Here is a 25,632-nt window from a genome sequence, read left to right as displayed (position 1 = left end):
CAAATGTGGTGGTGGTCGCGCCCTTCTTCAAGCAGCTGTTGTGTCACGCTCCCGTGAGTCGGGCAAGGGCGTCGTCCATGACCACCGGCGGCAGCTCGATCAGCCGCGGCGCTTCCGTGAACAGCAGCGCCGCCGAGACCTCATGCCGGGGATAAAGCGGCTGGAGCAGCGCGCGATAGAGCGCGAGTTGCAGGACATAGGCCGGTGGAACGTCCGACAGGATTGCAGGCGCCGGCCGGTTGGTCTTGTAGTCGACGATCGACACCTTGCCTGATGTGACCGCCAGCCGGTCGATCTTGCCGGAGATCGAGCGCAGCTTGCCCTTGACCTCCAGGCTGCCCATGACCGCGACTTCAGCGCGTGAATTCGGCGCAAACAGCTGATCGAAACGGCTGTCGGCAAGGATCGCTGCCACCGAGGCCAAGGCCTTGTCGCGCTCGGTTTCAGGCCATTGCGCCCCGGCGCACCTGAGATAGCGCTCAGCGGCATCGCGGCGTTCGGCCTCCGCAATGCCGGGCAGCATCTGCAACAATTTGTGCAGCGCCAGCCCCCGCATCACGGCAAAGCCAGGCTCCGCCTCGGTGTCCAGCACCGGCGAGCCGGTGTCGATTACCGCTTCCCTGGCCTCGTCGATCAATGCCGAGGCACCGGACGGCGACAGCGGCCGCGGCAGATCCTCGAACGGCGGCAAGGGCTGGAACAGGGTCTTCGGCAACGGCTCGAACTGTAGCGTCTGCCGCGCCTCTTCGGCGGCCGCCAGTGCGACGGGCGGCAATTTTGTCACGTGAAAGCGATGCACGGTCTCGCCGGTGGCGGGGTGCTGCCGCTCGATGCTTTCGCGGGCGCCGACCAGCGCGCGGCTGACGATCGAATGCCAGGTGCCGGCGTTCGGTGCCCGCTTGCCGTGATAGCCGCAGACGATCAGCCGGTCCTCGGCGCGGGTCATGCCGACATAGAGCAGCCGGCGGTATTCGTCGTCGGCCAGCTCGCGAGCGCGGACCGAAGCGGCCCGCGAAAATCCATTGGCGACATCGCTGGCCGAGCGCCAGAGATAGCCCTTGCCGTCCCAATGGTCGCCCGAGCCATCGAACGGCATCAGTCTCGGCAGATGCTGGTCGCTAAACGGTGCCGAGCCACCATCGACCAGGAACACGACAGGCGCCTCCAGGCCCTTGGCGGCATGCACGGTCATGACGCGAACCTCGTCGCGGGTCTGGTCCATTTCACGCTTGATCTCGGGGCCGGCATTTTCCAGCGTCGACAGGAAGGATTCCAGTCCCGGCAGGCCGGTCCGTTCCTCGGCCAGGCAGAAGCTCAGGAACTCATCGAGGATGTCGCCGGCTTCCGGCCCGAGCCGCGCGATCATCTTCTTGCGCAGGCCGTCGCGGGCGAGAGCCCCGGCATAGAATTCGAACACCGGCTTGAATGCGGCCTCATCAGACCATGTGTCGAGTTGGGCAACGATTGCGGCCAAGGCGGCGCTTTCGCCGGCTTGCTGCCTGAGCGAAGCGATCACTGAGAGGCCGGACGGCCGCTCGCCGGCGAGCGCGAAAAGCATCTCTTCCGAAATATCGAAAATCGGGCTGCGCAGCACGGCGGCAAGCGACAGATCGTCCTCAGGCTGGACAAGAAAGTGGCCGAGCGCGATCAGGTCCTTTACCGCGATATGGCCGGGCAGGCTGAGCCGGTCGGCGCCTGCGACCGGTATGTCGCGGCGCTTCAGTGCGCGCGTCAGCGCATGGACGAAACGATCGCGCTTGCGCACCAGCACCAGCACATCGCCGGGCCGAAGCTTCTTGCCGCGGCCTTCGATGATCTCGCCGGCGCCGATCCAGCCGGCAATGGTCGCCGCGACGTTTTCGGCGACACGCACCGCCGGCGCATGGGCGTGGTCGACGGCTTGTGTCCAGTCGTCGGGTTCGTCGACGACGTCGGCACCGATCGACGGCCAGACCTCGACATAGCCCGGCGCATCGGTGCGGATCGCCTTGTGGTTCAGCGGATCGGGATCGTGGCTGATGCCGCGCCGCACGACCGGGTCGGCAAAGACACGGTCCACCGCCGCAAGCACGTCGTCGGTCGAGCGGAAGGACCAGGTCAGCTTGAGATCGGCGAAGGCGGCGTTGGCGTCGCGCACCCTTCCGGAAAACAGCAGCCTTGACTCGGCGAAGGAATCGGGCGCCGCTCCTTGAAAGGAATAGATCGACTGCTTTTCGTCGCCGACGGCAAAGACCGTGCGGTGAACCGCGTCGCGCGCGCCGAGCCCGGCAAAGAATTCCTCGGCCAGCCGCTTCACCACCTCCCATTGGTCGGGACTGGTGTCCTGCGCCTCGTCGAGCAGGATATGGTCGATGCCTTGGTCGAGCTTGTATTGAACCCATGGACCGGCATCGGGCCGCGCCAGGAGATTGACCGTTCGGGTGATGAGGTCGTTGAAGTCGAGAAAGCCGCGCGCGCGCTTCAAATGCTCGTAGCGGGCGATCAGCCAGTCGGCGATGGTCAGCGCGGCAAGTGTGCCCTCGACCATCCTGAACAAGGCCAGCCGATCGGAGATTTCGAGGATGGCATCGGCCGCCGCCTGATAGCGCTCGGCAAGATCCGGCAGCCGGTCGAGCAACGCTTTCTTGAACGTCTTTGCCGGCTCATAAGGCTCGCCATCCGCCCGCAGGAAGGCTTTTGCCAGCAATTGCAGCCGGCGAACCGGATCATTCTCGGCGAAGGCAAGATGGGCGTAGGGCAGCAAATTGTTCAGCACGATGCGGGCATCGGCGGCTTCGGCAGCGCGGGCAAAGGTGACGAAATAGTCCGGCAGGAAGCCCGGCAGCGGCCAGACGGACGCCGCCAGGCCTTCGGCGGTAATGCCGGCACGAAACCTAAACTCGTCGAAGAGCGCCCGGAAACCATCGCCGCCGGCCGCGCTGATGAAGGCGCGCAAGCCGTCGCGCTTGCGCACGATCTCGGCCAGCAACGCGTCGAGCCCATGTTCGCCGCCGCGCTCCAGAATGGTGGCGAATGCCTCGGCCAGTCCCGCATCGCCGGCGGCCGTGCCCGAGATCATGTCACGGCGGGCGGCGGCGAAGAGCGACGCCTCCATCTGCGGATCGAGCATTTCGAAATGGGCCGGTATGTTGGCCTCTAGCGGAAACTGGTGCAGCACCGATTCGCAGAAAGCGTGGACGGTCTGGATCTTCAGCCCGCCCGGTGTCTCCAGCGCCTCGGCGAACAGCCGGCGGGCGCGGCGCATGGTTTCGCGATCGGGTTGGCGGCCGTCCAGCGCCGCTATCTTTGTTGCCAGTTCGGCGTCGCCAAGCGCCGTCCATTCGGACAGCGTCGAAAACACCCGGTTCGACATATTGGCGGCGGCGGCGCGGGTGTAGGTCAGGCACAGGATCTTCGATGGATCGGTGCCGCGCAGCAAGAGCCTGATGACGCGCTGGGCCAGCACATGGGTCTTGCCCGATCCGGCATTGGCCGACACCCAGGCGGAATTTTTCGGGTCGGAGGCGCTTGCCTGGCTGGCGTCGGTGTCGGTCGGGATGGGATAGGCCTTCTTCATGCCTCCCCTCCTTCGTCGTCGGCGTCGCCGCCGGCGGACCATTCGAGCACGCGGGCGAGATGGTCGTAATCGCCGTCGGTCTCGCCCTCGCGGAACGGCAGCGCGCGTGACAAATAGCCGGTCGTCGGGTCGGCATAATGGATCAGCAGTTTTTCGAGCCGCGCCCAGGCCTCCTCGGCGAGATCGGCGGCGGTTCGCGGCTTGCGGTTGTATTCGAGGATGGATTCCTCGAATACCTCGCCGTTCGGCTTCAGCCTGATGAAGGCCAGCTGCGACGGCTCGCGCGCGCCAAGCCCTTTGAAGGCGCCGCGCCTGAGCAGCGCGCCCTCGAGCGCCAATTGCGGCGAAAGCAGCGTATGGGCCTGCGCCTTGGACGGCGAGGAGCCGGTCTTGTAGTCCAGGATGTCGGCCATGCCGCCAGCCAGGAGATCGACGCGATCGGCATAGCCGGACAGCGTCACGCCGGACTGGCCGACGCCGGTTTTCTCGGCGCGCTCCTCGGCGTGGCGCCGTGTCACGGCGAAGGCGCGGCCGCGCTCCCATTTGATGATGCCGGCGGCGAGCTTTTCGAAGCGTGGCCACCACACCGCCTCGACATCGGGAGGAAGGGCCGCCTCGGCAAAGCATTGGCGGCCGGCGGCGATGAGGCCGTCCAGCGCCTCCGGCACAAGCGGATCGGCCACTGTCCGCGAGAAAAGATGCAGGATGGCGTGAAACAGCGTGCCGCGCTCGGCGGCGCCCGGGTCGCGGATGACCGGATCGAGCGGCATCAGGCCAAGAATCCTCCTGGCATAGACTGCGTAAGGGTCGCGCCGCAGCGTCTCGATCTCGGTGACGGAGAAATGCTGAGGCCGCACAGCCAGCGGCGGCTTCGGCTGCGGTCGCGGCGCGAAGTCTCTTCTTTCGCCGGCATCGAGCGCACGGGCCCAGGACAGGAATTCATCACCACGCCGGCGAAGCACCGCCGCATGGTCCTTGCCGATGAAGGTCAGGAGGCGTTGCAGCCAGCGCGACGGCACCGCCGGCGCGTCGCCCGAGCGGGCGGAGCGCGCCAGCACCACTTTCTTCGCCCCCATCGCCATCTGGAAATCATGGGCGGCCAAGCCGATGCGCCGTTCGGGCGGTTCGAGATCGATGCCGGTCTTCATCAGCCGCGACATGAAGCGGTCGCTTTCCGGCTTGCGCGGCCACACGCCCTCGTTGAGCCCGCCAATGACCAGCGTGTCGACGTTCTGCAACCGGGCTTCCAGCGCACCCCAGATGGCGATGTTCCTGTCGGTGCCTTGTGCCGGCTTGACGGTTTCGGGCGCGATCAGCGCCTCCATCACGTCAGGCCATTCGTCCGCCGCGAAGGAGAACGACGCCGAGGCAGCGACCAGCCCGCGCAAGAGCTCGGTTAGCTTTTCGCCGGCATCGCCGGCATAGAGCTCGCTCAGGCTACCATCCGCGGTGCGGCCAAGACTTTCGAGCGCGACGACGTTGGCCCGGGTCAATTCGGCAAGATCTGTTTCGGCTTGACTGCGAAAGGCGATCAGCGGCGCCAGCGCGGCGGCAAGGCGGATGAGCAATTCGCGGGCGCCCTCGATGTTTCGCACAGTCAGGCGGGAGAACCAGAAAGGCGGGCGGGTGCCGTTGCCCACGCCGGTGAGACGGGCCTCGAAGAGCTCTGGCAGCAATGCGATGTCGGGGCGGCCGGTGCCGCCGCGCAGCGCCACCAGTTCGACGATCTCCGCCGCACGACGGACGCTTGCGCGTTCCAGGCCGAGGCCAAGCAGCGGGTGCTTGAGCAGCGACAGCAGGGCGACCGGGTCGCCAGGACGGAACACAGCCTGAAGCGCCAACCTGAGCAGGCTGGCGGCAGGCGTGTTGGCGAGCGGCGTGCCGCCCGAATCGTCGGCGACGACGCCAAAGCGCAAGAGCTCGACTGAGACGCGCCGCGCCAGGGCGCGGTCGCCGGTGACGAGTGCAGCGCGCTGGCCGGGGTGTTCGACGGCACGTTTGAGCGCGACGGCGATCGCTACGGCTTCGTCGCGTTCGCCGGCGGCTTCGAGAAGCGTCACGTCGACGAAGGCGTCAATGATGTCACCGGCGGCGAAACCGGCGCGCGTCTCGGCCCACAGCTCAGTGGTTTCGGCAGGCCGCAGCGCCTCGCCGACAAGGGCGGCGCGCAGCGTGAGCGGCCTTTTGGCAATGGCGATCTCCTCGACATCGCCGCGCAGCACGCCGATCTTGCCAATCAGTTTTGCCAGGCCGTATTGCGGATGGCCGAGCAAGGCCGGCCGCGCGCCGGGCGCCGCAATTGCCTGGAATGACGGCTCATCCAGCATCAGGTCGAGGCCGGGCAGCACGACCGCGCCGCTGGGCAGGCCGGCGATCACCGCGAGCAGTTCGGCGGTGGCGGGAATAGACCCGGTGGAGCCGGCGGCGATCACCGGTCCGGCCGGCGGATTGCGCTTCAGCCGTGCTGCTTCCAGCCTTATCAGCGCATTGCGATGCGCGGCCGGGTTGGAGCGATTGCGTTCCTCGAGGAGGTTGGGCCAGTTTTCGGTGACGATGCTCAGGAAATCGAGCGTCACTTGCCACCAGCCGGCGAGGTTGCCGGTCACCAGATCGGCGAGCTTGGTCCAGTCCGTACCTTCCGTCTCGATCTCGTCCATCAGCCGAGCCAGGTCGCGCGCCAGCCAGATGGCGTCGGCGGCGGAGGCCGGCACGACGATCTCTTCGTCGAAAAGTGCCGCGACATGCGCCGGCAGGCGGCGTTTCCAGGCGCGGACCAGCGGCGCCAGCAGCAGCAGGCGCTCGATCGCGGCGATCGGCGGTGCGAGCTCGATGGCGGCCGACGCGTCGGCCTCGAATGAAGCTTCGTCATCGTCGAACTCGCCGAGCGGGCGGATGACCGGCAGAATCGCCGAGCGGCCGCCGAGACGGTCGACGAATACGCCGCGCAGCGCCCGTGCGGCTCGGCGCGTCGGCACGTAGATGGTGGCGTCGGCCAGCGCCAGCGGGTCGCCGTCGAAGCTGAAACCGGAAACGAGGCGCCCTGACAGCAGGGCCTCGGCCAGCGTCGGCAGAAACGGCGCTCCGGGCGGGATCGAGAAAACGCGGCGGGAGCCGCTCATTTCAACTCGGTGAGAGCGCTGGTCAACTCGGTAAGAGTGCCGGGCGACTCAGCAAGAGCGGTGGCAACGGCCGCTTCCGCAAGCGGAATGGCGTCGGGCGTGCCGACGGTGATCCAATGGCCGTGCATCACCATGCCGTACAGGCGGCCGGCTGCGATGGCCGCATCGAAATAGGCGTTGAGCGAGTGTGGGCCGGCCGGCGCATCCTTGAAAAGCCTGGGATGGACGATCGCCGCGCCGGCATAGATCAGGCCTGTCGGGTCACCTTTCGAACGCCGCAAGGCGCCGTCCGGCGCCATCAGGAAATCGGTGCCGCCGCTGTGTCCGGTTGCTGACTGGGGATCCGCGAGCATCAGCAGAATATCCATTCTCGCCGCGTCCCATGCAAGGGCGAGGCGGGCAAGGTTGGGCACGCCGCTATCGATCCAGAAGGTGTCGGCATTGACGATGTAAAAGGGAGCCCCTCCCAGTTCCGGCAAAGCATGGACGATACCGCCGGCGGAATCGAGCAGTCTTTCGCTTTCGTCGGAAATGACGACGCGCGGCGCGCGGCGCGCGGCGACGTGGGCGACGATCTGCTCGGGAAAATAATGGACGTTGACCATGGCCTTGTCGACGCCGGCACGAGCCAAGCTGTCCAGGCTCCAGTCGAGCAACGTCTTTCCTGATATCTTGACCAGCGGCTTCGGCATTGTGTCGGTGATTGGCCGCATGCGCTTTCCGAGCCCGGCGGCAAGCACCATTGCGGTTTTGAGGCGTGTCGTCACAGCGACCGTTCCTCCAGTAGGCCGTGGGTGGTATAGAAATCCCGCAAGCTGGCCAGCCCGGGATGCGCCAGCGCCCGCCGGAGATAATCGCGAATGCGCGGCAGGTGTTTCAGATAATAGGGCTTGCCGTCGCGCTTTTCGAGCCGGACGAAAATGCCGAGAATCTTCGAATTGCGCTGCGCCGCCATGATCGCATAGGTCTCGACGAATTCGTCTTCGTTAAAGGCGCCAGCCTTATGGCGCGCGGCGATATAGGCGTCGAGCGTTCGCCGCTCGATCTCAGGCGAAAGCGTGACGCGCGCATCCATGGCCAGCGAGGCGAGATCGTAGGCGGACGGGCCGATCAGCGCGTCCTGGACATCGACGATGCCGAGGCGATCGTGACCGGTACGCTCGCCGCGCCAGATGATGTTGGGCGAATGAAAGTCGCGCAGCGTGAGCGTGTATTCGCGCCCCTCCAACCGGTCGAGAACCGCATTCCATTCCTTTGTATAGCCGGCGCGCAATGCATCGCTTGCCGGGGCGCCTGATATCGCCGGCACATACCAGTCGAGCAGCAATTCGGCTTCGATCATCATGGCGTCGCGGTCGAAAGGCGGCACGTCGTGAAACACACCGGGCGCGGCCTCGATGCGATCGGGCCATGCCTTGCCGTGCATCATGGCAAGCAGTTCGGCAGCCGCCGCGTAGCGCTCCGCCGCCGGCTGACCGTGCTGGCCGAGAAATCCCTCCGAGCCAAGATGCTCCAGCAGAAGAAAGCCCTGGTCCAGATCCTGCGCGTGGATTTCCGGGGCGCTGACGCCACCGGCCCGCAATGCCCGATCGACGGCGACGAAGGCCGCGACCGATTGCGCGGTGCGGGCGATCACCGCATAGGGCTTGCCGTCGCGGACCGGCGGCCCGAGCACTAGCCGCGGCGAGTTCATCAGCACGCGCGGCGGCAGGCCGGCCAGCGAGACGATCTCATAGGAGCGGGCCGAGGCGTCGCCGATAAAATAGCGTCTTTGCGCTTCACCCCAGCCAGCTCTTTCGAGAAACTCGCGCATGGCCAGCGATCGTGCCGCTCGCTCGACGGCAGCGCCTTGTCCCGACAATCTCGCCAGGCGTCCGTCGTCCTGATGGACCAGTTCGATCAGAACCGAAGTCTTTGGCAAATAGGCCTCTGCCCGTTCCGGCCATTCGACCAGGGCAGCGCCTTGCGCCAGCGCCTCGTCGAAACCCAGTTCGTCCAGTTCGGACGCCGAGGACAGGCGATAGAGGTCGAAATGATGGACGGGAACACGCGCCTCATAGCTCTGGACGAGCGTGAAGGTCGGGCTCGGCACGTCGAGACCGGCATCGTCGGTCATTGCCCTGATCAGCGCCCGCGCCAAACTCGACTTGCCGGCGCCGAGATCGCCTTTGAGCGCCAGCACGTCGCCGGGGCGCAGCGACATGGCCAGATCCTCGCCCAGCCTTGCGGTCGCAGCCTCGTCGGCGAGAAAACGCTCCAGCACCACGCCTGTCATCGAGCGCGCTACTCGGCCGCCGCGCGGATGCCGGACGGCGTATCCGGAAAGGCACAAATGACGGTGGTGCCCTTGTCCTTGCCGGTCTCAATGCGGACGCTGCCGCCATGCAGCTCGACAAAGCTCTTGACGATCGACAGACCGAGGCCGGCGCCGCGCCGGCGGCCGCCATTGGTGCGCGGTTCGAAACGCCGGAACACCGAATCGAGCAGGTCGGGCGGCATGCCGGGACCATCGTCGTGAACGGAGAATTCCACGCCTTCGGCAAGCGAGCGACAGGCGAGCGTGATGGTGCTCGCCTCCGGAGCGTAGTTCGCGGCATTGCTCAGCAGATTGTAGAGGATCTGGCGGATGCGGATTTCATCGCCGTGGAACGTCTTTGGCGCGGTGGCCGCGTCGATCTTGAGCCTGATCGAATGCTCTTCCAGCCGGTCGGCAACAAGTTCGGCGGCGGCGGCGATGGTCCGGTCGACGTGAACTTCGGAGATGTCGAGCTCCATGATCCCGGCATCCACGGTTGCCAGGTCGAGGATGTCATTGACGATGGTGAGCAGGACCGCGGAAGACGAGCCGACATGCTCGACATATTCGCGCTGCTTCTGGCTCAATGGCCCGGTCGACGGCAGCGAAAGAAGCTCGGTGAAGCCAATGATGTTGGTCAGCGGCGAGCGCAATTCGTAGGAGACGTGCTGCACGAACTCGTTCTTGAGCTGGTCGGATTTCTCCAGCGCCTCGTTCTTGTCCTTCAGCGCACGCTCGACATTGACGCTGTCGGTGACGTCGACGAAGGTCATCATCACCTGCCCGTTTGGCAGCGGGATCATCGCGTAGCGCAGCACGGTGCCGTTGTTCAGCTCGGTCTGGCCGTGGCGGTCGCGGCGCTCGTCGTCGAAACCGGTGATGGCGGCAACGAACCCGCGCCAGGGGCTGTCGGCGGCGCGCCGGTCGCACAGATCGCGGATCGTGGAGACGTGAATGTTGGGCTTGGCGGCGTCAGCGTCCAGCCCCCAAAGTGCTGCGAATGCCGGGTTCGACAATCTGAGCCTGCCGTCCGGGCCGAACACGGCCACGCCTTCGGCAAGATTGTCGAGCGTCTCGCCCTGAACCCGCACCGCGGTCTGATAGCGGCTTTCAAGGTCCATCTTCTCGGTCAGGTTCTCGAATACCCAGGTCACGCCGCCCTTGGGTTGCGGATTGGCGACGACGCGGATGGTCTTGCCGTCCGGCAGATGCCACCAATGTTCCTGCGACTCGACCGCGCGATAGGCGCCAAGCAGGCTTTCCTTCCAGCGCCGCCATTCGGGTTGCTCGGCGATCTTGCCTTCGCTGCGCAGCCGATCGAGCAACAAGGCGTTGTCGGGAGCGCTGTGCAGGAAGCCGCTGTCGAGACCCCATAGTTTCTGGAACGCCTGGTTGAAAAACCGCAGCTTTTCGTCGGTATCGAAAATCGCCACGGCGGTGTTGAGCTGATCGAGCGTGTCGGCGTGGCTCCGCACGGTCCGCTCATATTCGTTACGGATGGCTTCGATGGCGCTGGTGTCGCAGGCAAGACCCGCCGAGCCGTCGGCGCCAGCGAAGTCGGTCACGGCGAACATGCGGCGGTCGCCTTCGATCACGGTGGAAAGCGCCTGCTCGAAGACGGGATGCGACTTGTGCTGCGCAGCGATTGCTTCGCGCGCCTGGCCACCCAGGAATTCCTTCGCGTCGCGAACTGCAGCTTCGGCGTTTTCCGCCTCGACCGCCTTGGCATAGGCGCGGTTGACCCATTTCAGCCGCCCGTTCGCCGTGCGCAGCCATGCTGGCATGCTGAGTGCGTTGAGAAGGCCGAGCATGGTGTCATAGTCGGCGGCGAGACGCTGGTTCTCGATTTTCAGCCTGGCCTCGCTTCGCTGCGTTTCTGAAAGCGAGACGAAGCGGACGACCACGTGTGCTGCGCTCTTGCGCCCGTGCACTTCGAGCGGCGCACCGGCCTGCGATTCGATGACGAGATCGAACGGCTTCGCCTTTTCCCGCAGCCCCGCCACGGCATTTTCGAGCGCCGCCGCCGAGCGCGGCATCAGCCAACGGCCGAAGGCGAGGAAGGCGGCACGGTCTTCCGGAGCGCCGCTTTCAACGGGCAATGTCCCGACGAGCTCGGGCTTTTTGTTTTCCGAGGCCCATACGACGACACGCTGGCCGCGCAGGTTGAGCAGCGCCTCGGAGCGCTGCAGCGCAGCATTGACGTCGGCCAGGCGGGCTCTGAGTTCGACATTCTGCGCCGAGGTGCGCGCCCGTTCGCGGATCAGGAAAATGGCCGAGACAAGTGCGGCACCCATGACGCCGACAAACATCGCGAGTTGCATGACCTCGACCGTGCTGACCGACAGCCCGGCTTTGGACGCAGCAGCGGGTCCAGCATGTGCCGAAAGGCCAAGCAGCGGACCGACGAGCGCGGAAGAAGCAAGCAATTTTCCGACGCGGCTGCCAGCGCGCCATAAGAGGCTTCCGCCTCTGGCAGCGGAACCCATGGTCACCGAATCGTTGTGGCCGCCGGAAACGGCCTGTCCCGCGCAAGGCGGGTAATCCCCCGGCATGTCCTGGTCCTCTTCGCCGCCTGAATGCAAGACCGCCCTGATGCGGGTGTCGGCCCTCGTCCCCGGACCCGCGAATCAGCACCATAGCGCTTGCGCGAATCGGCGTGAAGAATCAATCAGCGCAAAAATAAAGCCGGGCGAAAAGTCAATCGCCCGGCATCAATATCTAGTGGTAATTTCCGCTGTGGTTAATAGCGGTAGTGTTCCGGCTTGAACGGTCCCTGCGGGGTCACGCCGATATAGGCGGCCTGTTCGCCGGATAGTTCGGTAAGCCGGGCGCCGAGCTTGTCGAGATGCAGGCGCGCGACCTTTTCATCGAGATGCTTCGGCAGCACATAGACTTGGTTCTGATACTGGCCGGGCTTGGTGTACAGCTCGATCTGGGCCAGCACCTGGTTGGTGAAGGACGCCGACATGACGAAGCTCGGGTGGCCGGTGGCGTTGCCGAGATTGAGCAGGCGACCTTCGGACAAAAGGATCATCCGCTTGCCGTCCGGGAAGGTGATCATGTCGACCTGCGGCTTGATGTTGGTCCACTTCAGGTTGCGCAGCGACGCCACCTGGATCTCGTTATCGAAGTGGCCGATATTGCCGACGATCACCATGTCCTTCATCGCCCGCATGTGGTCGATGGTGACGACATCCTTGTTGCCGGTGGTGGTGATGATGATGTCGGCGGTCGGGGCGGCATCTTCGAGCGTGACGACTTCGAAGCCGTCCATCGCCGCCTGCAATGCGCAGATCGGATCGACCTCGGTGACCTTGACGCGGGCGCCGGCGCCCTTGAGCGATGCCGAAGAGCCTTTGCCGACGTCGCCATAGCCACAGACGACCGCAACCTTGCCGGCCATCATCGTGTCGGTGCCGCGGCGAATGCCGTCGACCAGCGATTCCTTGCAGCCATATTTGTTGTCGAATTTCGACTTGGTCACGCTATCGTTGACGTTGATCGCCGGAAACGGCAGCAGGCCCTTCTTCTGCAACTGATAGAGCCGGTTGACGCCGGTGGTGGTCTCTTCGGTGACGCCGCGGATCGCTTCCTTCTGCTTGGTGAAGAAACCGGGCGATGCCGCCATCCGCTTCTTGATCTGGGCAAACAGGATTTCTTCCTCCTCGCTGCCCGGATTGGAGAGCACATCCTCGCCGGCTTCGGCACGCGCGCCGATCAGGATGTACATGGTGGCGTCGCCGCCATCGTCGAGGATCATGTTGGAGGTGCCGCCATCGGCCCACTGGAAGATCTTGTCGGTGTAGACCCAGTAGTCCTCGAGCGTCTCGCCCTTGACGGCGAAGACCGGAATGCCGGCCTCGGCGATGGCCGCGGCCGCATGGTCCTGGGTCGAGAAGATGTTGCAGGAGGCCCACCGGATATCGGCGCCGAGCGCCTTCAGCGTTTCGATCAGCACCGCCGTCTGGATGGTCATGTGCAGCGAACCGGTGATGCGCGCGCCCTTGAGCGGCTGCGCCTTGCCGAATTCTTCGCGGCAGGCCATCAGGCCCGGCATTTCGGTCTCAGCGATCTCGATCTCCTTGCGGCCCCAGCCGGCAAGCGAGATGTCGGCGACCACACAGTCATTGCTACCCGTCATGGCAGTGCTCCGATGTGAATTGTCTTCGGGATGCGCCCGCGCCGGAAGGCGTGTCGAAGGGCGCGAGTTGCCGGCCTGACTAGCAGATCGTCGGTCGGACGACAATGGGATATAAAGAAATCTTTATCCGTACATGTCTTCGGAGGCGCACCGGCGCGAAACCGGAATCGATTTTCGGAAGCACCATGCCCAAAGGACGCGCGGTGCTCTGGGCGTCAGGACTCCTCGCCGAAGCGGGAGGCGACCAGTTGCTCCAGTGCGTCGATCACCTGCTCGGCCTCCGGGCCGCTGGCGGTGACGCGGATCGAAAAGCCGGGGCTCGCCGCCAGCATCATGAGGCCCATGATCGAGGTGCCGCCAACCGTGACGCCGTCCTTCTCGACCTGGACGGAGGCGTCGAAGCCGCTGGCGACCTGAACGAACTTCGCCGAGGCGCGGGCATGCAGGCCACGCTGGTTGACGATTGGAAATTCCCGGACGATGTCACCCTTCTTGGCCGACAGCGCGTTCATTTGCTGCTCAGCAGCTGGCTGGCGACATTGATGTATTTGCGGCCGGCCGCCTGCGCCTCGTCCAGCGCTACGCTCATATTGTCGCCCTTGCGAATGCTGGACAGCTTGATCAGCATCGGCAGGTTCATGCCGGCAATGACTTCGGTACGACCGGATTCCATCACCGAAATGGCGAGATTGGAGGGCGTGCCGCCGAACATATCGGTCAAAACGATGACGCCTGCCCCGGTGTCGACACGGGCAACGGCATCGACGATGTCGCTGCGGCGCTGCTCCATATCGTCATCAGCGCCGATCGCCACGGTCTCGAAACTGTCTTGTGGCCCGACGACATGTTCCACGGCATGGCGGAATTCGGCGGCCAGTTGACCGTGCGTTACAAGCACGAGTCCGATCATTCTTTGGTGGCTCCCGTCATCGCCGCTTCATAGGCGTTTCATGCTCGCCGGCCATGCAGGCGGCGGGAGCGCTATCTTGTCGACGCGAGGCGCGTTGACAAGCCCAAAATTGCACCGGCGCAGGCCATTTTGACGCATTGCAGCAAAAATTTGAAATTGGATTATACGAAAGGCGCAATTAGCAGCCGCGCCATCACGGCCGGCAAGGCCGCCGGAACATTGCGTTCGGCAAGATCAATGCGCGGCACCGGACAGCCCGCAATGGGCTCGCTGACATCTTCCTGGAAGCGGGCCACCTCGCTTGCTGGCACCAGCCGGACGCGAAGGTCGATCACGCCGCCGGGCTCGAACAACAATGGCCGCGGGCCGAATCCAGGCACCTCGGCGAGGCCGGCGATGGGGCTGGGCACCCGGCAGACCAGCCGCCCCGCGTGATCGGCGGCGAGGAGCCTGTCGTCACCGATCAGCCGCGAAAACAATCCATGCCGGCGACAATGATCGACGAGGGCGAGAGCCAGCGTCGTCTTGCCCGAGCCGGACGGTCCCGTGATAAGGACACCACGCTCGCCGATCAGGATCGCCGTGCCGTGAATGTTCTCAGCCTGCACAGTCGGATCAGGCATGATCTTGTCCGAAACCCGGTCCCCACTTTTCGCTGCCGCGGACCCTTTTTTCGGGATCATGCTTTTTGGTTTACGCATGATCTTGTTCCGAAAACCGGTACCCACTTTTTGGATCATGCGTCAGCCTTCGGCCGGCAGTGTCACGACGAAGCGCGCGCCCTTGATCTCGCCGGGTTTGGTGCCCGGGATGTTCTCGGCGGTCAGCGTGCCGCCATGGGCTTCGACGATCTGCCTGCTGATCGACAGGCCGAGGCCTGAATTCTGGCCGAACGCCTCGCCGGCCGGCCGGTCGGTGTAGAAGCGTTCGAAGATGCGGTCGATGTTGTCGGCCCTTATACCGGGACCATTGTCGTCGACGGTGATGATGTTGACCTTGCCGGCGCGCGCCAGAGATATGGCAATGTGGCCGCGCTCTTCAGGAACGAAGGAGCGGGCATTCTCGATCAGATTGGTGATGACCTGGCCGATCCTCAGATCATGACCGGCGACGAAGTAGCCTTTGACGCCCTGCGGCAGCTTGGCGACCTTGAATTCGATCTCGACCGTCTTCTTGTTGCGCGTCGCCGTGCGCGAAACGTCGACCAGATCCGTGATGAATTTCTTGAGATCCACGGTTCCTGCGTCTTCCCGCGCGAGCTCGGCGTCAAGACGGGAGGCGTCGGAAATGTCGGTGATGAGACGGTCCAGCCGCCTGACGTCGTGCTGGATGATCTCCATCAGCCGGCCGCGCGACGTGTCGTTCTTGGCCAGCGGCAGGGTCTCCACCGCGCTGCGCAGCGAGGTCAGCGGGTTCTTCAATTCGTGCGAGACATCAGCCGCGAAACTTTCGATCGCCTCGATGCGGGCGTAGAGCGCATTGGTCATGTCGCGCACGGCGATCGACAGATTGCCGATCTCGTCCTGCCGGTCGGAGAAGTCCGGGATTTCCTCGCGATTCTTGACGCCGCGCCGCACCCTGACCGCCGCCGCCGACAGCCGGCGCAGCGGGTTGGCGATGGTCGAGGCGAGCAGCATCGACAGGATGGCGGTGACAAGGGCGGCGATGCCGAAGACGCGCAGGATCGCCTTGCGCTCGGCCGCGACGATCTTGTCGATGTCGCCGCCTTCCGTCGACAGCATCAGCACGCCGAGGACGGCGCGGAAGCGCTGGATCGGCACGGCGACCGAAACAATCTGCTCGCCCTGTTCGGAGATCCGCACGATGGTCGACGGGCTGCCGGTAAGCGCCTTGACCACCTCCGGAAATGCAGCGCCATTGCCGCCCGGCTGTTCATGGTAGACCGGCAGCGCGGTGTTGCGGAAGAAGTCGAAGACGAATTTCTGGATACGTTCCAGAAGGTCGGGCTCTTCCTTGTCGGTCGGCGGCAGATCGTAGCGAAGGATCTGGCCGCGCGAATAGAGATGGCGGGAATCGAGCAGCAGATTGGCGTCGCGGTCATAGATGCGGGCGCGCGTCCGTGTCGGCGAAATCAACCGCCTGAGCACCGGCGCGACGCGCTCCGGATTGATCGGAAAATCCAGATTGTCGAGCTGATCGGAGCCGGGCCCCAGGCTTTCGCCGGCCTGCAGTTCCAGCAGCTTTTCCGGATCGATGCTGATCGAATCGGTCTCGACCGTCGCCGATGCCGCGATCGCGCCAGCGATGATCTCGCCCTGGGTCATCAGGCTTTCGACGCGGGCATCGATCAGCCCGTCGCGAAACGTGTTGAGGTAGAGAATGCCGGTGACCAGGACGGCCAGGCCGGCGAGGTTGAGGAAGAGAATGCGTCGCGTCAGGCTGGAAAAGATGTGGTGGCCGAGGAAGCGGCGCATCGGCACCGTGATTCTCGACAGGAATGCCGGCAGAATCCGCGACGGGCGCCGGGCGCCCGTCCGTCTCACTCGCTCTACGTCCACTGCCATCGAATAGCAGCCCCCGCTCAGTTTTTAGTTTTGAGCATGTCGTTGTCCCAAAACCGGGACCACTTTTGGGCGACATGCATCAATTCATGCTTCGCGGAACCGATATCCGACTCCGTAAAGGGTTTCGATCATCTCGAAGTCATCATCGACGGCCTTGAACTTCTTGCGAAGCCGCTTGATGTGACTGTCGATGGTGCGGTCATCGACATAGACCTGCTCATCATAGGCCGAATCCATCAGCGCATCACGGCTTTTTACCACACCGGGGCGCTGAGCCAGAGAATGCAGGATCAGGAATTCGGTGACGGTAAGCGTCACCGGCTCGCCTTTCCAGGTGCAGGTGTGACGCTCCTGGTCCATGACAAGCTGGCCGCGCTCGAGCGAACGGGCCTGCTGGTTGGGCGTCTTGGCCGACGCCTCGCGGGCGCTGGCACGGCGCAGCACGGCGCGAACCCGCTCGACCAGAAGACGCTGCGAGAAGGGTTTACGGATGAAGTCGTCGGCACCCATCTTGAGGCCGAAAAGCTCATCGATCTCGTCGTCCTTGGACGTCAGGAAGATCACCGGCAGGTCGGATTTCTGGCGCATCCGGCGCAGAAGCTCCATGCCGTCCATGCGCGGCATCTTGATGTCGAGGATGGCGAGGTTCGGCGGGCGCGCCGCCAGGCCTTCCAGCGCCGACGCCCCATCCGTGTAGGTTTCGACGCGATATCCCTCCGATTCCAGGGCGATCGACACCGACGTCAGAATGTTGCGGTCGTCGTCGACAAGCGCGATTGTTGCCATTTCAAGTGGCTCCCTCATGAGCTGTCCCTTCTTTGGTCGAGAAGGGGCTTTTGCAGGACAAATTAGGTACAAAATGTGGCACAGGCTTCGTCCGCTGTCACGAGCGGCATGCCGGCGGCCACGATTTCACCTCAACATGGATTGGACCGTTAAAGACCGCCAATCCTGTGGGCAACCACCTGACTTTTTGCACATATAAACGATTTAAACAACTTTCAAAATATTTAAATCGATTAATTATTTGATATCATTTGGCTTTTCTGGTTCTCACCGTTACAGTCTCCTTGTGGGGGCTCCGGAAATTCGCCGGCCAGGATGCTGCAAATCGAAGAAGGAACCCCTCATGTCGGAAGCCGGCAAACGCAATCCCGCATGGGCGATCGATCGGATCGGCCTAACGACTACAGGCGCGGTGCGCTATAATTTCGGGGAGGCCGTCCTTTACGAGGAAGCGGTCCGCCGCGGCGAGGCCCGGCTCACGGCGCATGGCGCGCTCGTCGCCGAGACCGGGCAGCACACCGGCCGCTCGCCCAAGGACAAATTCGTCGTGCGCGACGAGACCACCGGGCCGCATGTATGGTGGGACAACAACAAGGCGATTTCGCCAGCCCAGTTCGACACGCTGCTCGCCGATTTTCGCGCCCATGCGGCGGACAAGGATCTTTACGTGCAGGATCTGGTCGGCGGCGCCGACGAGGACTTGAAGCTGACGACCAGGGTCGTCACGGAGCTTGCCTGGCACTCCTTGTTCATCCGCAATCTGCTCATTCGCCCGGAAGCCGCCGAGCTCGAGCATTTCGTGCCTGACATGACGATCATCGACCTGCCGTCGTTCCGCGCCGATCCTGTCCGCCACGGCACCCGCACCGAAACGGTGATCGCCGTCGATCTCTCTCGCATGATCGTGCTGATCGGCGGCACCTCCTATGCCGGCGAAATGAAGAAGTCGGTGTTCACCGTACTCAACTATCTGTTGCCAGCGAAGGGCGTGATGCCGATGCATTGCTCGGCCAATGAAGGCACCGGCGGAGATGCGGCGATCTTCTTCGGCCTCTCGGGAACCGGCAAGACGACGCTGTCGGCCGATCCGTCGCGCACGCTGGTCGGCGACGACGAGCACGGCTGGGGTCCGCATGGCATCTTCAATTTCGAAGGCGGCTGCTATGCCAAGACGATAAAGCTTTCGGCCGAAGCCGAGCCGGAGATCTTCGCCACCACCCAACGCTTCGGCACGGTGCTGGAGAACGTGGTGCTCGATGCGGGCCGCGTGCCGGATTTCGACGACGGCAGTCTCACTGAAAACACGCGCTGCGCCTATCCGCTCAATTTCATCCCCAACGCCAGCAAGACAGGCCGCGCCGGTCACCCGAAAAACATTATCATGCTGACCGCCGACGCATTCGGCGTGATGCCGCCGATCGCCCGGCTGACTCCGGCGCAGGCGATGTATCATTTCCTCTCCGGCTATACCGCCAAGGTGGCTGGGACAGAAAAGGGCGTCACCGAACCCGAAGCGACGTTTTCGACCTGTTTCGGCGCACCGTTCATGCCGCGCCATCCGTCGGAATACGGCAATCTGCTGCGCGAGCTGATCGCCCATCACGGTGTCGATTGCTGGCTGGTCAACACCGGCTGGACCGGCGGCGCCTATGGCACCGGCAAGCGGATGCCGATCAAGGCGACGCGGGCGCTGCTTGCCGCGGCGCTCGACGGCTCGCTGAAAGGGGCCGATTTCCGCACCGACGCTAATTTTGGTTTCGATGTGCCGGTGGCGGTTGCGGGCGTCGACCGCGCCATTCTCGATCCGAGATCGACCTGGGCCGATACCTCAGCCTATGACCTGCAGGCGGCGAGGCTGGTCGGCATGTTTGCCATCAATTTCGAAAAATTCGAAGCTCATGTCGACGCCATCGTGCTCGGCGCCGCCCCACGCATGCGCGAAGCCGCGGAATAATCGCCGGCTGGATATCTGCATCTCAAGGCCCGACCCCGGGGAACGGCCTTTTCTTTTTTCGTCCGCCGCGCCATGACTGCAGCATGAGCGCCGACGACAAGATCATCATCGCCGACGATGCGGTGATCCATCCGGATGACCTGCACGAGGACTTCATCCGCTCGTCCGGCCCTGGCGGCCAGAACGTCAACAAGGTGGCGACAGCGGTGCAATTGCGCTTCGATGCTGCGAATGCGCCGGGCCTGTCGGAGCGCGTCCGCGCGAGAACCATAAAGCTGGCTGGCCAGCGCGCCACCAAGGACGGCGTCATCGTCATCGAGGCCGGAAGCTTCCGCACGCAAGAGCAGAACCGGGCGGACGCCCGGGCGCGGCTTGCGGAACTGGTCGCCAAGGCCGCCGAACCGCCGCCACCGCCGCGCAAAAAGACGAGGCCGTCGAAAGGCGCGGTCGAAAGGCGGCTGAAGACCAAGGCTGGACGCGGCACAATCAAGAAGCTGCGCGGTCGGGTGGACGACGATTAGAGCGACGCGCGTCCACCTGGACGCACAAGTGCGCTCTGCATTTTTGTAACTACCCATCGTGCGAGCGATTCCGGTTTTCGAACCGATCGGTAGGCGCGACATCAATTGCGCGGCTTCCAATTCAAGGTTGCAGGTGGCAAGTTCGGTATTCGCCACAGCAAGGGAGACCGCAGATGGGCATGTTTGATTTCGTCAAGGGCGTCGGCAAGAAGCTCGGCTTCGGCGACGATGAGCCGGAGCCGACCGCCGATACGCTGAAGAAAGAACTCGATTCGCACGCGCTTGGCACCGACAATGTGGAAGTCGACGTCAAAGGCGATACGGCTGTGCTGAAAGGCGTAGTCAAGGATCAGTCGATCTTCGAAAAGGCCGTCATCGCCGTCGGCAACACGCTCGGCGTGTCAAAGGTGCAGGCGGACGAATTGCAGGTCGCCGCACCCGAGGCCGGCACTCCCGCTGCCCCGGCCAAGGAACCGACCTTCTATACGGTCAGGAAAGGCGACAACCTCTGGAAGATCGCCGAAAAGAGCTACGGCAAGGGCAAGGGTGCGAAGAACACGATCATTTTCGAGGCCAACAAGCCGATGCTGACCCACCCGGACAAGATCTATCCGGGGCAGGTTCTGCGCATACCGGACCTCGATTAAGGTATGTTGATATTCAGGTGATGCCGGCCTGCAAATGGCCTGCGCTTCCGGTGCTCACGCACTTAAGTACGCTCCGTTCCGGTTCTCGGAAACCCATTTTCGGCTCGACCCGACCTGAATCTCACCACACCTTAAGCTGGCGATTGCCATCCACGGACAAGAACGGCGGCTTTCGGGTCGCCGTTGTTGTTTGTTGGTGGCATTGTCCGCCAGATGAACCTGATGATGCGACCAAGCTGATGCTCGTTTTGCCCAAAGGCGTCCGCCACATGCCCGGCTATCTGTCCCGCGCGGTGCAGGAAGCGCTGGTCGAAGATGTGAGACGGGTCGTGCAGGAGGCTCCCCTGTTCGTGCCGGCCATGCCGCGCACCGGCAAGGAGATGAGTGTGCGCATGACCAATTGCGGCTCGCTCGGCTGGGTCACAGACAAGGAGCTCGGCTATCGCTACCAGCCGACGCACCCGGTGACCGGAACGCCCTGGCCGCCGATCCCCGACATACTGCTGCAGCTGTGGCGGGACGTGTCAGCATATCCCCATCCGCCGGAGGCGTGCCTGGTCAATTTCTATTCGCCCGACGCGAAGATGGGCCTTCATCAAGACCGCGACGAGATCGATTTCTCCGCGCCGGTCGTCTCTGTTTCACTGGGCGACGATTGCCTGTTCAGGGTCGGCCAGAGCACGCGCGAAGGCGGCACCAAATCGTTCAGGCTAAAAAGCGGCGACGTCGTCGTGCTTGGCGGCGAAGGCCGCCTCTGTTTCCACGGCGTCGACCGTATTTATCCGTCGACCTCGGCACTGCTGAAGAATGGCGGACGGATCAATCTTACGCTGAGGCGGGTGACCTATCCTGGCTAGAGCCGTAAGCACGGATTTTTGCAAAAACCGGCACCCGCTCTGGGTCACGGCCCAGGCCTGACGCTGCCGGAAAAGATCCAGCGTTCGAGAACGACAAAGTTGACCACGGGAATGAGAAGGCAAGTGAGCAGTATCGGAACTGCGACCGGCAGGCCGAACTGCCCGACGAGGAGCAGCGGAAGGAGATAGGCGATGGCAAGACCGAAACCGGTCAGCACGGCGAAACGCGGCGCTTCGAATTGATGCGAGCCGGCCGACATGAACGTGAAGAACTTATGGCCGAGATAGGAGAATATTGCCGCGACCGCGTAGGCGGCGACGGAGGCTGTCGCCGGCGGCAGGTATGTTGACCCGGCACTGGTGAAGAGGCTGGCACAAAGCGCGTAGAGCACTGTGGCCGCAAGCCCCACCGAGGCGAATTTGAGAAGCCGGCGCGGAGCAAGTGTTCCGCGCCAGGCGGAAATGTCAGGCCGGCGCAATGCAGGCATATTGATCACCGGCTGCTCCCCACAAATGCTCTGGAATTGGCAATCGAACGATAGCGGGCACTGCCTAAAGCGCCGTTAACCGCTTCGTTACAGCTTCCTGAGCGCCACTTCCTCGACCAGATGATTGGCGCCCTTGCGCAGGATGAGATCGGCGCGGGCTCGCGTCGGCAGGATGTTCTCGCGCAAATTCTTCAGATTGATGTTGGTCCACAGGCCCTCGGCGATGGCGCGGGCCGCTGCCTGCGAAAGTTGCGAATAGCGGTGGAAGAAGGAGTCCGGATTGCGGAAGGCGGTCTCGCGCAGCCGCATGAAGCGGGCGATGTACCATTGATGGATCAGCTCCTCTTCGGCATCGATATAGATGGCGAAGTCGAAGAAATCCGACAGGAAAGGCACGATCTTGCCGTCCTTCGGCAGCTTGCCCGGCTGCAGCACGTTGATGCCTTCGAAGATCAATATATCCGGCCGGTCGATAGTCTGGAACTCGCCGGGAACGACGTCGTAGGTCAGGTGCGAATAAACAGGCGCGCGGACATTGCGCTGCGCCGATTTGATGCCCGACAGGAAACGCAGCAATGCGCCGACATCGTAGCTGTCGGGAAAGCCCTTGCGCTCCATCAGATTGTTGCGGCGCAGGATTTCGTTGGGAAGCAGGAAGCCGTCAGTGGTGATCAGATCGACCTTGGGGCTCGACGGCCAGCGCGCCAGCAATTCCTTGAGCACGCGAGCCGTGGTCGATTTGCCGACCGCGACAGAGCCGGCAATGCCGATGATGAAGGGCGTTTTGACGACATCCATCGCGTTGAAGAAGGCCTGGCGCTGCCTGAACAGAAGCTGGCTCGCCTCGACATGGGCCGACAAAAGCCGCGACAGCGAAAGATAGATGCGCTTGACCTCTTCGAGGTCGACCGGGTCGTTGAGCGAACGCAGGCGACGGACCTCGTCCTCGCCGAGCGTCATCGGCGTGTCGGCGCGGAACTGCGACCATTGCTCCGCCGAGAAAAAACGAAAGGGCGAATATTTCTCGGTGGGGGCGAGCTGGTCCATCGAGTTTCCTACCCTCCGCAGCGATCAGCCCCGGTCCTGCCGAGACGCCTTTTCGGCGATGCCCGAACGACCGGTGCGGCGTTCGAGTTCGGTCAGGACATCGGCAAGCGGAATGCCGGCGACGCCCAGAACGACAAGCCAATGATAGATGAGATCGGCGCTTTCCGAAACGAGAGCCTGTCTGTCACCGCCCACGGCCGCGATCACCGTTTCGACCGCCTCTTCGCCGAGCTTCTGCGCCGCCTTGTCGATGCCGCGCGCGAACAGCTTTGCCGTCCACGAATCCGGATCGCCGGAATGCGCGCGTTCCCTGATGATTGTCTCCAGCTCGGAGAGCGAAAACTCAACCATAGCGCCATCTATCTGCTTGTTTAAGCATGATCTTTCCCGACAACCGGCTCCCACTTTGCTTTAGAGCCGATCACCTAGGGTGTCCAGCCGCATCGGCAGGCCGGCGCGGGCCATATGCGCCTTGGCTTCGGCAATGCTGTAGGTGCCGAAATGGAAGATCGATGCCGCCAGCACCGCGCCGGCATGGCCGTCGCGAATGCCCTCGACCATGTGATCGAGCGTGCCGACGCCGCCGGAGGCGATGACCGGCGCACGCACGGCGTCGGCTACCGCGCGGGTGAGCGCGATGTCGTAGCCGGCCTTGGTGCCATCGCGATCCATCGACGTCAGCAGGATCTCGCCGGCGCCGCGATCGACCATCTGCTGAGCGAATTCGACCGCGTCGATGCCGGTCTTCTCGCGGCCGCCATGGGTGAAAATCTCCCAGCGGGCGGGCTCGCCTTCGGCCGACACTTTCTTGGCGTCGATGGCGACGACGATGCACTGATTGCCGAACTTATCGGCCGCCTCGGCGACGAAATCGGGATTCTTCACCGCCGCCGTGTTGATCGACACCTTGTCGGCGCCGGCCAAAAGCAGCTTTCTTATGTCGGCGACCTGTCGTACGCCGCCGCCGACGGTCAGCGGCATAAAACATTGTTCGGCGGTGCGGGCGACGATGTCGAAGATGGTTTCGCGATTTTCGGACGAGGCGGTGATGTCGAGGAAGCAGAGCTCGTCAGCGCCGGCGGCGTCATAGGCCTTGGCCGCCTCGACCGGATCGCCGGCATCGACCAGGTCGACGAAGTTGACGCCCTTGACGACGCGGCCGTTCTTGACGTCGAGACAGGGGATGACACGGGCTTTCAGCATCAGATCCTCCCAAGCGCGGCAAGAAAATCGCCAAGCAATTGCCCGACGACAGGCGGAACCTCGCCCTTGGCGTCAAAGGCAGGATCGTAGGCAGACAGGGTGACGCCGACTATCGGGATCGATTTGGCCAGCCCGCAAACCAGTTGCCGCAGTTCCTCCGGATTTGGACCTCCCGGCCGTGCATAGCGGTTCACCTGCAGCACATCCGGATCGTGAACGTCCAGATCCAGATGCAAATGGACTTGGGCCGCGCCGGCCGCCTTGAGCCTTCCGACATTGTCGAGTGCATCGGTCCATTGGGCGCGAATGATCGGCAACGTCTCTAGAAGCCGCCTTTCATCGGGATCGAGGTCGCGCGCATCGACCAGCATGCACCGCGACGGGTCGATCGCCTGGAAGCCGGGAATCGCTGACGTCATCGGGCGCCAGCAGAGCCCCAGCGTCGTCGCCAGCGCCATGCCGTCGAGAAAGCCGTAGGCGGACGTCTCGGGCGTGTTGAGATCGCCATGCTGATCGATCCAGATGATCGAATCCGCGGTATCGCCAGCCACCGCACCGGCGGCGGTCAGGCAATTTCCGGCGAGCACGATGGGAAAACGCTCATCGTCGCGCGCCATGTCGACCTTGGTGGCGACTGCCCGACAGACCGCGAAACCTGTCGCGATTTCGCGCTTCTGGGCATCGCCGACCTCGCCGATGTCCTCGACGATGACATCATGGCCGCCCAAGGCAAGTTCATCGACAAGCCCGCCGGCAATGATGGCGTCAGGGCCCTGGCCAAAGCCGGCGTGGTAAAGGCCGCTGTCATAGGGTGCGAGGATAATCGAGAGTTTCATCGCGCCCTCGCCTTCTCCGATCCTGCCGCCAGGATGGCCAGTGCCTCGGCCGGATCGATACGCCCGTCATATAGCGCGCGGCCGGAGATGGCGCCTTCGAGTTTTTGCGCATCGGGCATGGTCATGCGCACGATGTCGGCGATCGAGGCGAGCCCCCCGGAGGCTATGACCGGGATCGAAACCGCTTCGGCGAGATCGATGGTGGCATCCCAGTTTATGCCGGTCAGCACACCGTCGCGGTCGATGTCGGTGTAGATGATGGCGGCGACGCCGGCGCCCTCGAACTTCCTTGCCAGTTCGATGACGCCGAGGCTCGAGGCCTCGGCCCAGCCCTCGACCGCTACCTTGCCGCCCTTGGCGTCGATGCCGACGGCGATCCTGCCCGGGAACGCCTTGCAGGCCTGCCTGACCAGATCCGGATCGCGCACCGCCACCGTGCCGAGAATGATGCGGGCCAGCCCGCGATCGAGCCAGTCCTCGACCTGCGCCAGGGTGCGGATGCCGCCGCCGAGCTGCACCGGGGTTTTTGTCGCTTTGAGGATGGCGCCGACCGCCGCGCTGTTGACGCTCTGGCCCTTGAAGGCGCCGTTGAGGTCGACGACATGCAGCCATTCAAAGCCCTGTTGCTCGAAAGCCCTGGCCTGGGCGGCCGGGTCGTCATTGTAAATCGTCGCGGTCGCCATATCGCCGTGCTTCAGGCGCACGCACTTGCCGTCCTTGAGGTCGATGGCCGGGAACAGGATCAC

The 25,632-nt window shown here is 63.8% G+C and carries 21 protein-coding genes; 4 read left to right on the top strand and 17 right to left on the bottom strand.

Annotated elements, in window-relative coordinates:
* Positions 1-43: 43 nt before the first annotated feature.
* The 11 genes from addA to AC0L3I_RS12770 all read right to left on the bottom strand — a co-directional run bounded on the left by addA (position 44) and on the right by AC0L3I_RS12770 (position 17,333).
* Positions 44-3,556: a double-strand break repair helicase AddA gene (gene addA / locus AC0L3I_RS12820; RefSeq protein ID WP_473527115.1), complete on the bottom strand. Its 3,513-nt coding sequence runs from the start codon at positions 3,554-3,556 to the stop codon at positions 44-46.
* A complete protein-coding gene (gene addB, locus AC0L3I_RS12815) occupies positions 3,553-6,675 on the bottom strand; it encodes a double-strand break repair protein AddB (protein WP_473527114.1) in 3,123 nt (1,040 codons plus the stop codon). Before addB ends, addA begins: the two co-directional genes overlap by 4 nt.
* Positions 6,672-7,418 (bottom strand): nucleotidyltransferase family protein, encoded by a 747-nt coding sequence (locus AC0L3I_RS12810; RefSeq protein WP_473484557.1) that lies wholly within the window; start codon positions 7,416-7,418, stop codon positions 6,672-6,674. The genes addB and AC0L3I_RS12810 overlap by 4 nt, the downstream gene beginning before the upstream one ends.
* 20 nt (positions 7,419-7,438) lie before the next feature.
* The gene (tsaE, locus tag AC0L3I_RS12805; RefSeq protein ID WP_473527113.1) at positions 7,439-8,950 is read right to left on the bottom strand and encodes a tRNA (adenosine(37)-N6)-threonylcarbamoyltransferase complex ATPase subunit type 1 TsaE; all 1,512 of its coding nucleotides are present in this window, start codon (positions 8,948-8,950) and stop codon (positions 7,439-7,441) included.
* An 8-nt stretch (positions 8,951-8,958) separates the two neighbouring features.
* Complete coding sequence (locus AC0L3I_RS12800; RefSeq protein WP_473527112.1) at positions 8,959-11,523, bottom strand: sensor histidine kinase; 2,565 nt, start codon at positions 11,521-11,523, stop codon at positions 8,959-8,961.
* 188 nt (positions 11,524-11,711) lie between these two features.
* Complete coding sequence (gene ahcY, locus AC0L3I_RS12795) at positions 11,712-13,112, bottom strand: adenosylhomocysteinase (RefSeq protein ID WP_473527111.1); 1,401 nt, start codon at positions 13,110-13,112, stop codon at positions 11,712-11,714.
* Between the two features lie 215 nt (positions 13,113-13,327).
* Positions 13,328-13,624, bottom strand: coding sequence for an HPr family phosphocarrier protein (locus tag AC0L3I_RS12790; protein ID WP_123146245.1), 297 nt, complete (start codon positions 13,622-13,624; stop codon positions 13,328-13,330).
* A complete protein-coding gene (locus AC0L3I_RS12785; protein ID WP_473484455.1) occupies positions 13,621-14,022 on the bottom strand; it encodes a PTS sugar transporter subunit IIA in 402 nt (133 codons plus the stop codon). Before AC0L3I_RS12785 ends, AC0L3I_RS12790 begins: the two co-directional genes overlap by 4 nt.
* A gap of 161 nt (positions 14,023-14,183) precedes the next feature.
* Positions 14,184-14,645 carry an HPr kinase/phosphorylase gene (locus AC0L3I_RS12780; RefSeq protein ID WP_473527110.1) on the bottom strand — a complete coding sequence of 154 codons (462 nt, stop codon included), beginning with the start codon at positions 14,643-14,645 and terminating at the stop codon, positions 14,184-14,186.
* Positions 14,646-14,765: 120 nt separating this feature from the next.
* Complete coding sequence (locus tag AC0L3I_RS12775; protein ID WP_095493999.1) at positions 14,766-16,547, bottom strand: sensor histidine kinase; 1,782 nt, start codon at positions 16,545-16,547, stop codon at positions 14,766-14,768.
* Between the two features lie 84 nt (positions 16,548-16,631).
* A complete protein-coding gene (locus AC0L3I_RS12770; protein WP_023796909.1) occupies positions 16,632-17,333 on the bottom strand; it encodes a response regulator transcription factor in 702 nt (233 codons plus the stop codon).
* 343 nt (positions 17,334-17,676) lie between these two features.
* On the opposite strand from AC0L3I_RS12770, the gene AC0L3I_RS12765 reads away from it, so the two are divergent.
* The 4 genes from AC0L3I_RS12765 to AC0L3I_RS12750 all read left to right on the top strand — a co-directional run bounded on the left by AC0L3I_RS12765 (position 17,677) and on the right by AC0L3I_RS12750 (position 21,312).
* The gene (locus tag AC0L3I_RS12765) at positions 17,677-19,287 is read left to right on the top strand and encodes a phosphoenolpyruvate carboxykinase (protein ID WP_473484459.1); all 1,611 of its coding nucleotides are present in this window, start codon (positions 17,677-17,679) and stop codon (positions 19,285-19,287) included.
* 83 nt (positions 19,288-19,370) lie between these two features.
* The gene (gene arfB / locus AC0L3I_RS12760; RefSeq protein ID WP_473527109.1) at positions 19,371-19,808 is read left to right on the top strand and encodes an alternative ribosome rescue aminoacyl-tRNA hydrolase ArfB; all 438 of its coding nucleotides are present in this window, start codon (positions 19,371-19,373) and stop codon (positions 19,806-19,808) included.
* Between the two features lie 173 nt (positions 19,809-19,981).
* The gene (gene lysM, locus AC0L3I_RS12755) at positions 19,982-20,455 is read left to right on the top strand and encodes a peptidoglycan-binding protein LysM (protein ID WP_473527108.1); all 474 of its coding nucleotides are present in this window, start codon (positions 19,982-19,984) and stop codon (positions 20,453-20,455) included.
* Positions 20,456-20,694: 239 nt separating this feature from the next.
* Positions 20,695-21,312, top strand: coding sequence for an alpha-ketoglutarate-dependent dioxygenase AlkB (locus AC0L3I_RS12750; RefSeq protein ID WP_473527107.1), 618 nt, complete (start codon positions 20,695-20,697; stop codon positions 21,310-21,312).
* A gap of 44 nt (positions 21,313-21,356) precedes the next feature.
* On the opposite strand, the gene AC0L3I_RS12745 is transcribed toward AC0L3I_RS12750, so the two are convergent.
* The 6 genes from AC0L3I_RS12745 to hisA all read right to left on the bottom strand — a co-directional run bounded on the left by AC0L3I_RS12745 (position 21,357) and on the right by hisA (position 25,632).
* Positions 21,357-21,800 carry a GtrA family protein gene (locus AC0L3I_RS12745; protein WP_473527138.1) on the bottom strand — a complete coding sequence of 148 codons (444 nt, stop codon included), beginning with the start codon at positions 21,798-21,800 and terminating at the stop codon, positions 21,357-21,359.
* A gap of 87 nt (positions 21,801-21,887) precedes the next feature.
* Complete coding sequence (coaA, locus tag AC0L3I_RS12740; RefSeq protein WP_258120878.1) at positions 21,888-22,847, bottom strand: type I pantothenate kinase; 960 nt, start codon at positions 22,845-22,847, stop codon at positions 21,888-21,890.
* A gap of 24 nt (positions 22,848-22,871) precedes the next feature.
* Positions 22,872-23,198 carry a phosphoribosyl-ATP diphosphatase gene (locus tag AC0L3I_RS12735; protein ID WP_473484467.1) on the bottom strand — a complete coding sequence of 109 codons (327 nt, stop codon included), beginning with the start codon at positions 23,196-23,198 and terminating at the stop codon, positions 22,872-22,874.
* 60 nt (positions 23,199-23,258) lie between these two features.
* Positions 23,259-24,053 carry an imidazole glycerol phosphate synthase subunit HisF gene (hisF, locus tag AC0L3I_RS12730; RefSeq protein ID WP_473484560.1) on the bottom strand — a complete coding sequence of 265 codons (795 nt, stop codon included), beginning with the start codon at positions 24,051-24,053 and terminating at the stop codon, positions 23,259-23,261.
* Complete coding sequence (locus AC0L3I_RS12725; protein WP_473527106.1) at positions 24,050-24,886, bottom strand: arginase family protein; 837 nt, start codon at positions 24,884-24,886, stop codon at positions 24,050-24,052. The genes hisF and AC0L3I_RS12725 overlap by 4 nt, the downstream gene beginning before the upstream one ends.
* A complete protein-coding gene (gene hisA, locus AC0L3I_RS12720) occupies positions 24,883-25,632 on the bottom strand; it encodes a 1-(5-phosphoribosyl)-5-[(5-phosphoribosylamino)methylideneamino]imidazole-4-carboxamide isomerase (protein ID WP_473527105.1) in 750 nt (249 codons plus the stop codon). Before hisA ends, AC0L3I_RS12725 begins: the two co-directional genes overlap by 4 nt.

This window comes from Mesorhizobium sp. WSM4840 (assembly GCF_055811755.1).
The sequence above is the reverse complement of the archived record's forward strand: the minus strand, read 5'-3'. Positions and strand labels throughout refer to the sequence as shown.

Bases quoted from the DNA above. Each gene is read 5' to 3' on its own strand.
- tsaE (WP_473527113.1), bottom strand. From the start codon at position 8,950: ATGACAGGCGTGGTGCTGGAGCGTTTTCTCGCCGACGAGGCTGCGACC.
- AC0L3I_RS12770 (WP_023796909.1), bottom strand. From the start codon at position 17,333: ATGGCAACAATCGCGCTTGTCGACGACGACCGCAACATTCTGACGTCG.
- addA (WP_473527115.1), bottom strand. From the start codon at position 3,556: ATGAAGAAGGCCTATCCCATCCCGACCGACACCGACGCCAGCCAGGCA.
- AC0L3I_RS12800 (WP_473527112.1), bottom strand. From the start codon at position 11,523: ATGCCGGGGGATTACCCGCCTTGCGCGGGACAGGCCGTTTCCGGCGGC.
- AC0L3I_RS12750 (WP_473527107.1), top strand. From the start codon at position 20,695: ATGCTCGTTTTGCCCAAAGGCGTCCGCCACATGCCCGGCTATCTGTCC.
- AC0L3I_RS12745 (WP_473527138.1), bottom strand. From the start codon at position 21,800: ATGCCTGCATTGCGCCGGCCTGACATTTCCGCCTGGCGCGGAACACTT.
- ahcY (WP_473527111.1), bottom strand. From the start codon at position 13,112: ATGACGGGTAGCAATGACTGTGTGGTCGCCGACATCTCGCTTGCCGGC.
- AC0L3I_RS12725 (WP_473527106.1), bottom strand. From the start codon at position 24,886: ATGAAACTCTCGATTATCCTCGCACCCTATGACAGCGGCCTTTACCAC.
- AC0L3I_RS12775 (WP_095493999.1), bottom strand. From the start codon at position 16,547: ATGGCAGTGGACGTAGAGCGAGTGAGACGGACGGGCGCCCGGCGCCCG.
- AC0L3I_RS12765 (WP_473484459.1), top strand. From the start codon at position 17,677: ATGTCGGAAGCCGGCAAACGCAATCCCGCATGGGCGATCGATCGGATC.
- AC0L3I_RS12810 (WP_473484557.1), bottom strand. From the start codon at position 7,418: ATGGTGCTTGCCGCCGGGCTCGGAAAGCGCATGCGGCCAATCACCGAC.
- lysM (WP_473527108.1), top strand. From the start codon at position 19,982: ATGGGCATGTTTGATTTCGTCAAGGGCGTCGGCAAGAAGCTCGGCTTC.
- coaA (WP_258120878.1), bottom strand. From the start codon at position 22,847: ATGGACCAGCTCGCCCCCACCGAGAAATATTCGCCCTTTCGTTTTTTC.
- AC0L3I_RS12780 (WP_473527110.1), bottom strand. From the start codon at position 14,645: ATGCCTGATCCGACTGTGCAGGCTGAGAACATTCACGGCACGGCGATC.
- AC0L3I_RS12790 (WP_123146245.1), bottom strand. From the start codon at position 13,624: ATGAACGCGCTGTCGGCCAAGAAGGGTGACATCGTCCGGGAATTTCCA.
- AC0L3I_RS12785 (WP_473484455.1), bottom strand. From the start codon at position 14,022: ATGATCGGACTCGTGCTTGTAACGCACGGTCAACTGGCCGCCGAATTC.
- arfB (WP_473527109.1), top strand. From the start codon at position 19,371: ATGAGCGCCGACGACAAGATCATCATCGCCGACGATGCGGTGATCCAT.
- AC0L3I_RS12735 (WP_473484467.1), bottom strand. From the start codon at position 23,198: ATGGTTGAGTTTTCGCTCTCCGAGCTGGAGACAATCATCAGGGAACGC.
- addB (WP_473527114.1), bottom strand. From the start codon at position 6,675: ATGAGCGGCTCCCGCCGCGTTTTCTCGATCCCGCCCGGAGCGCCGTTT.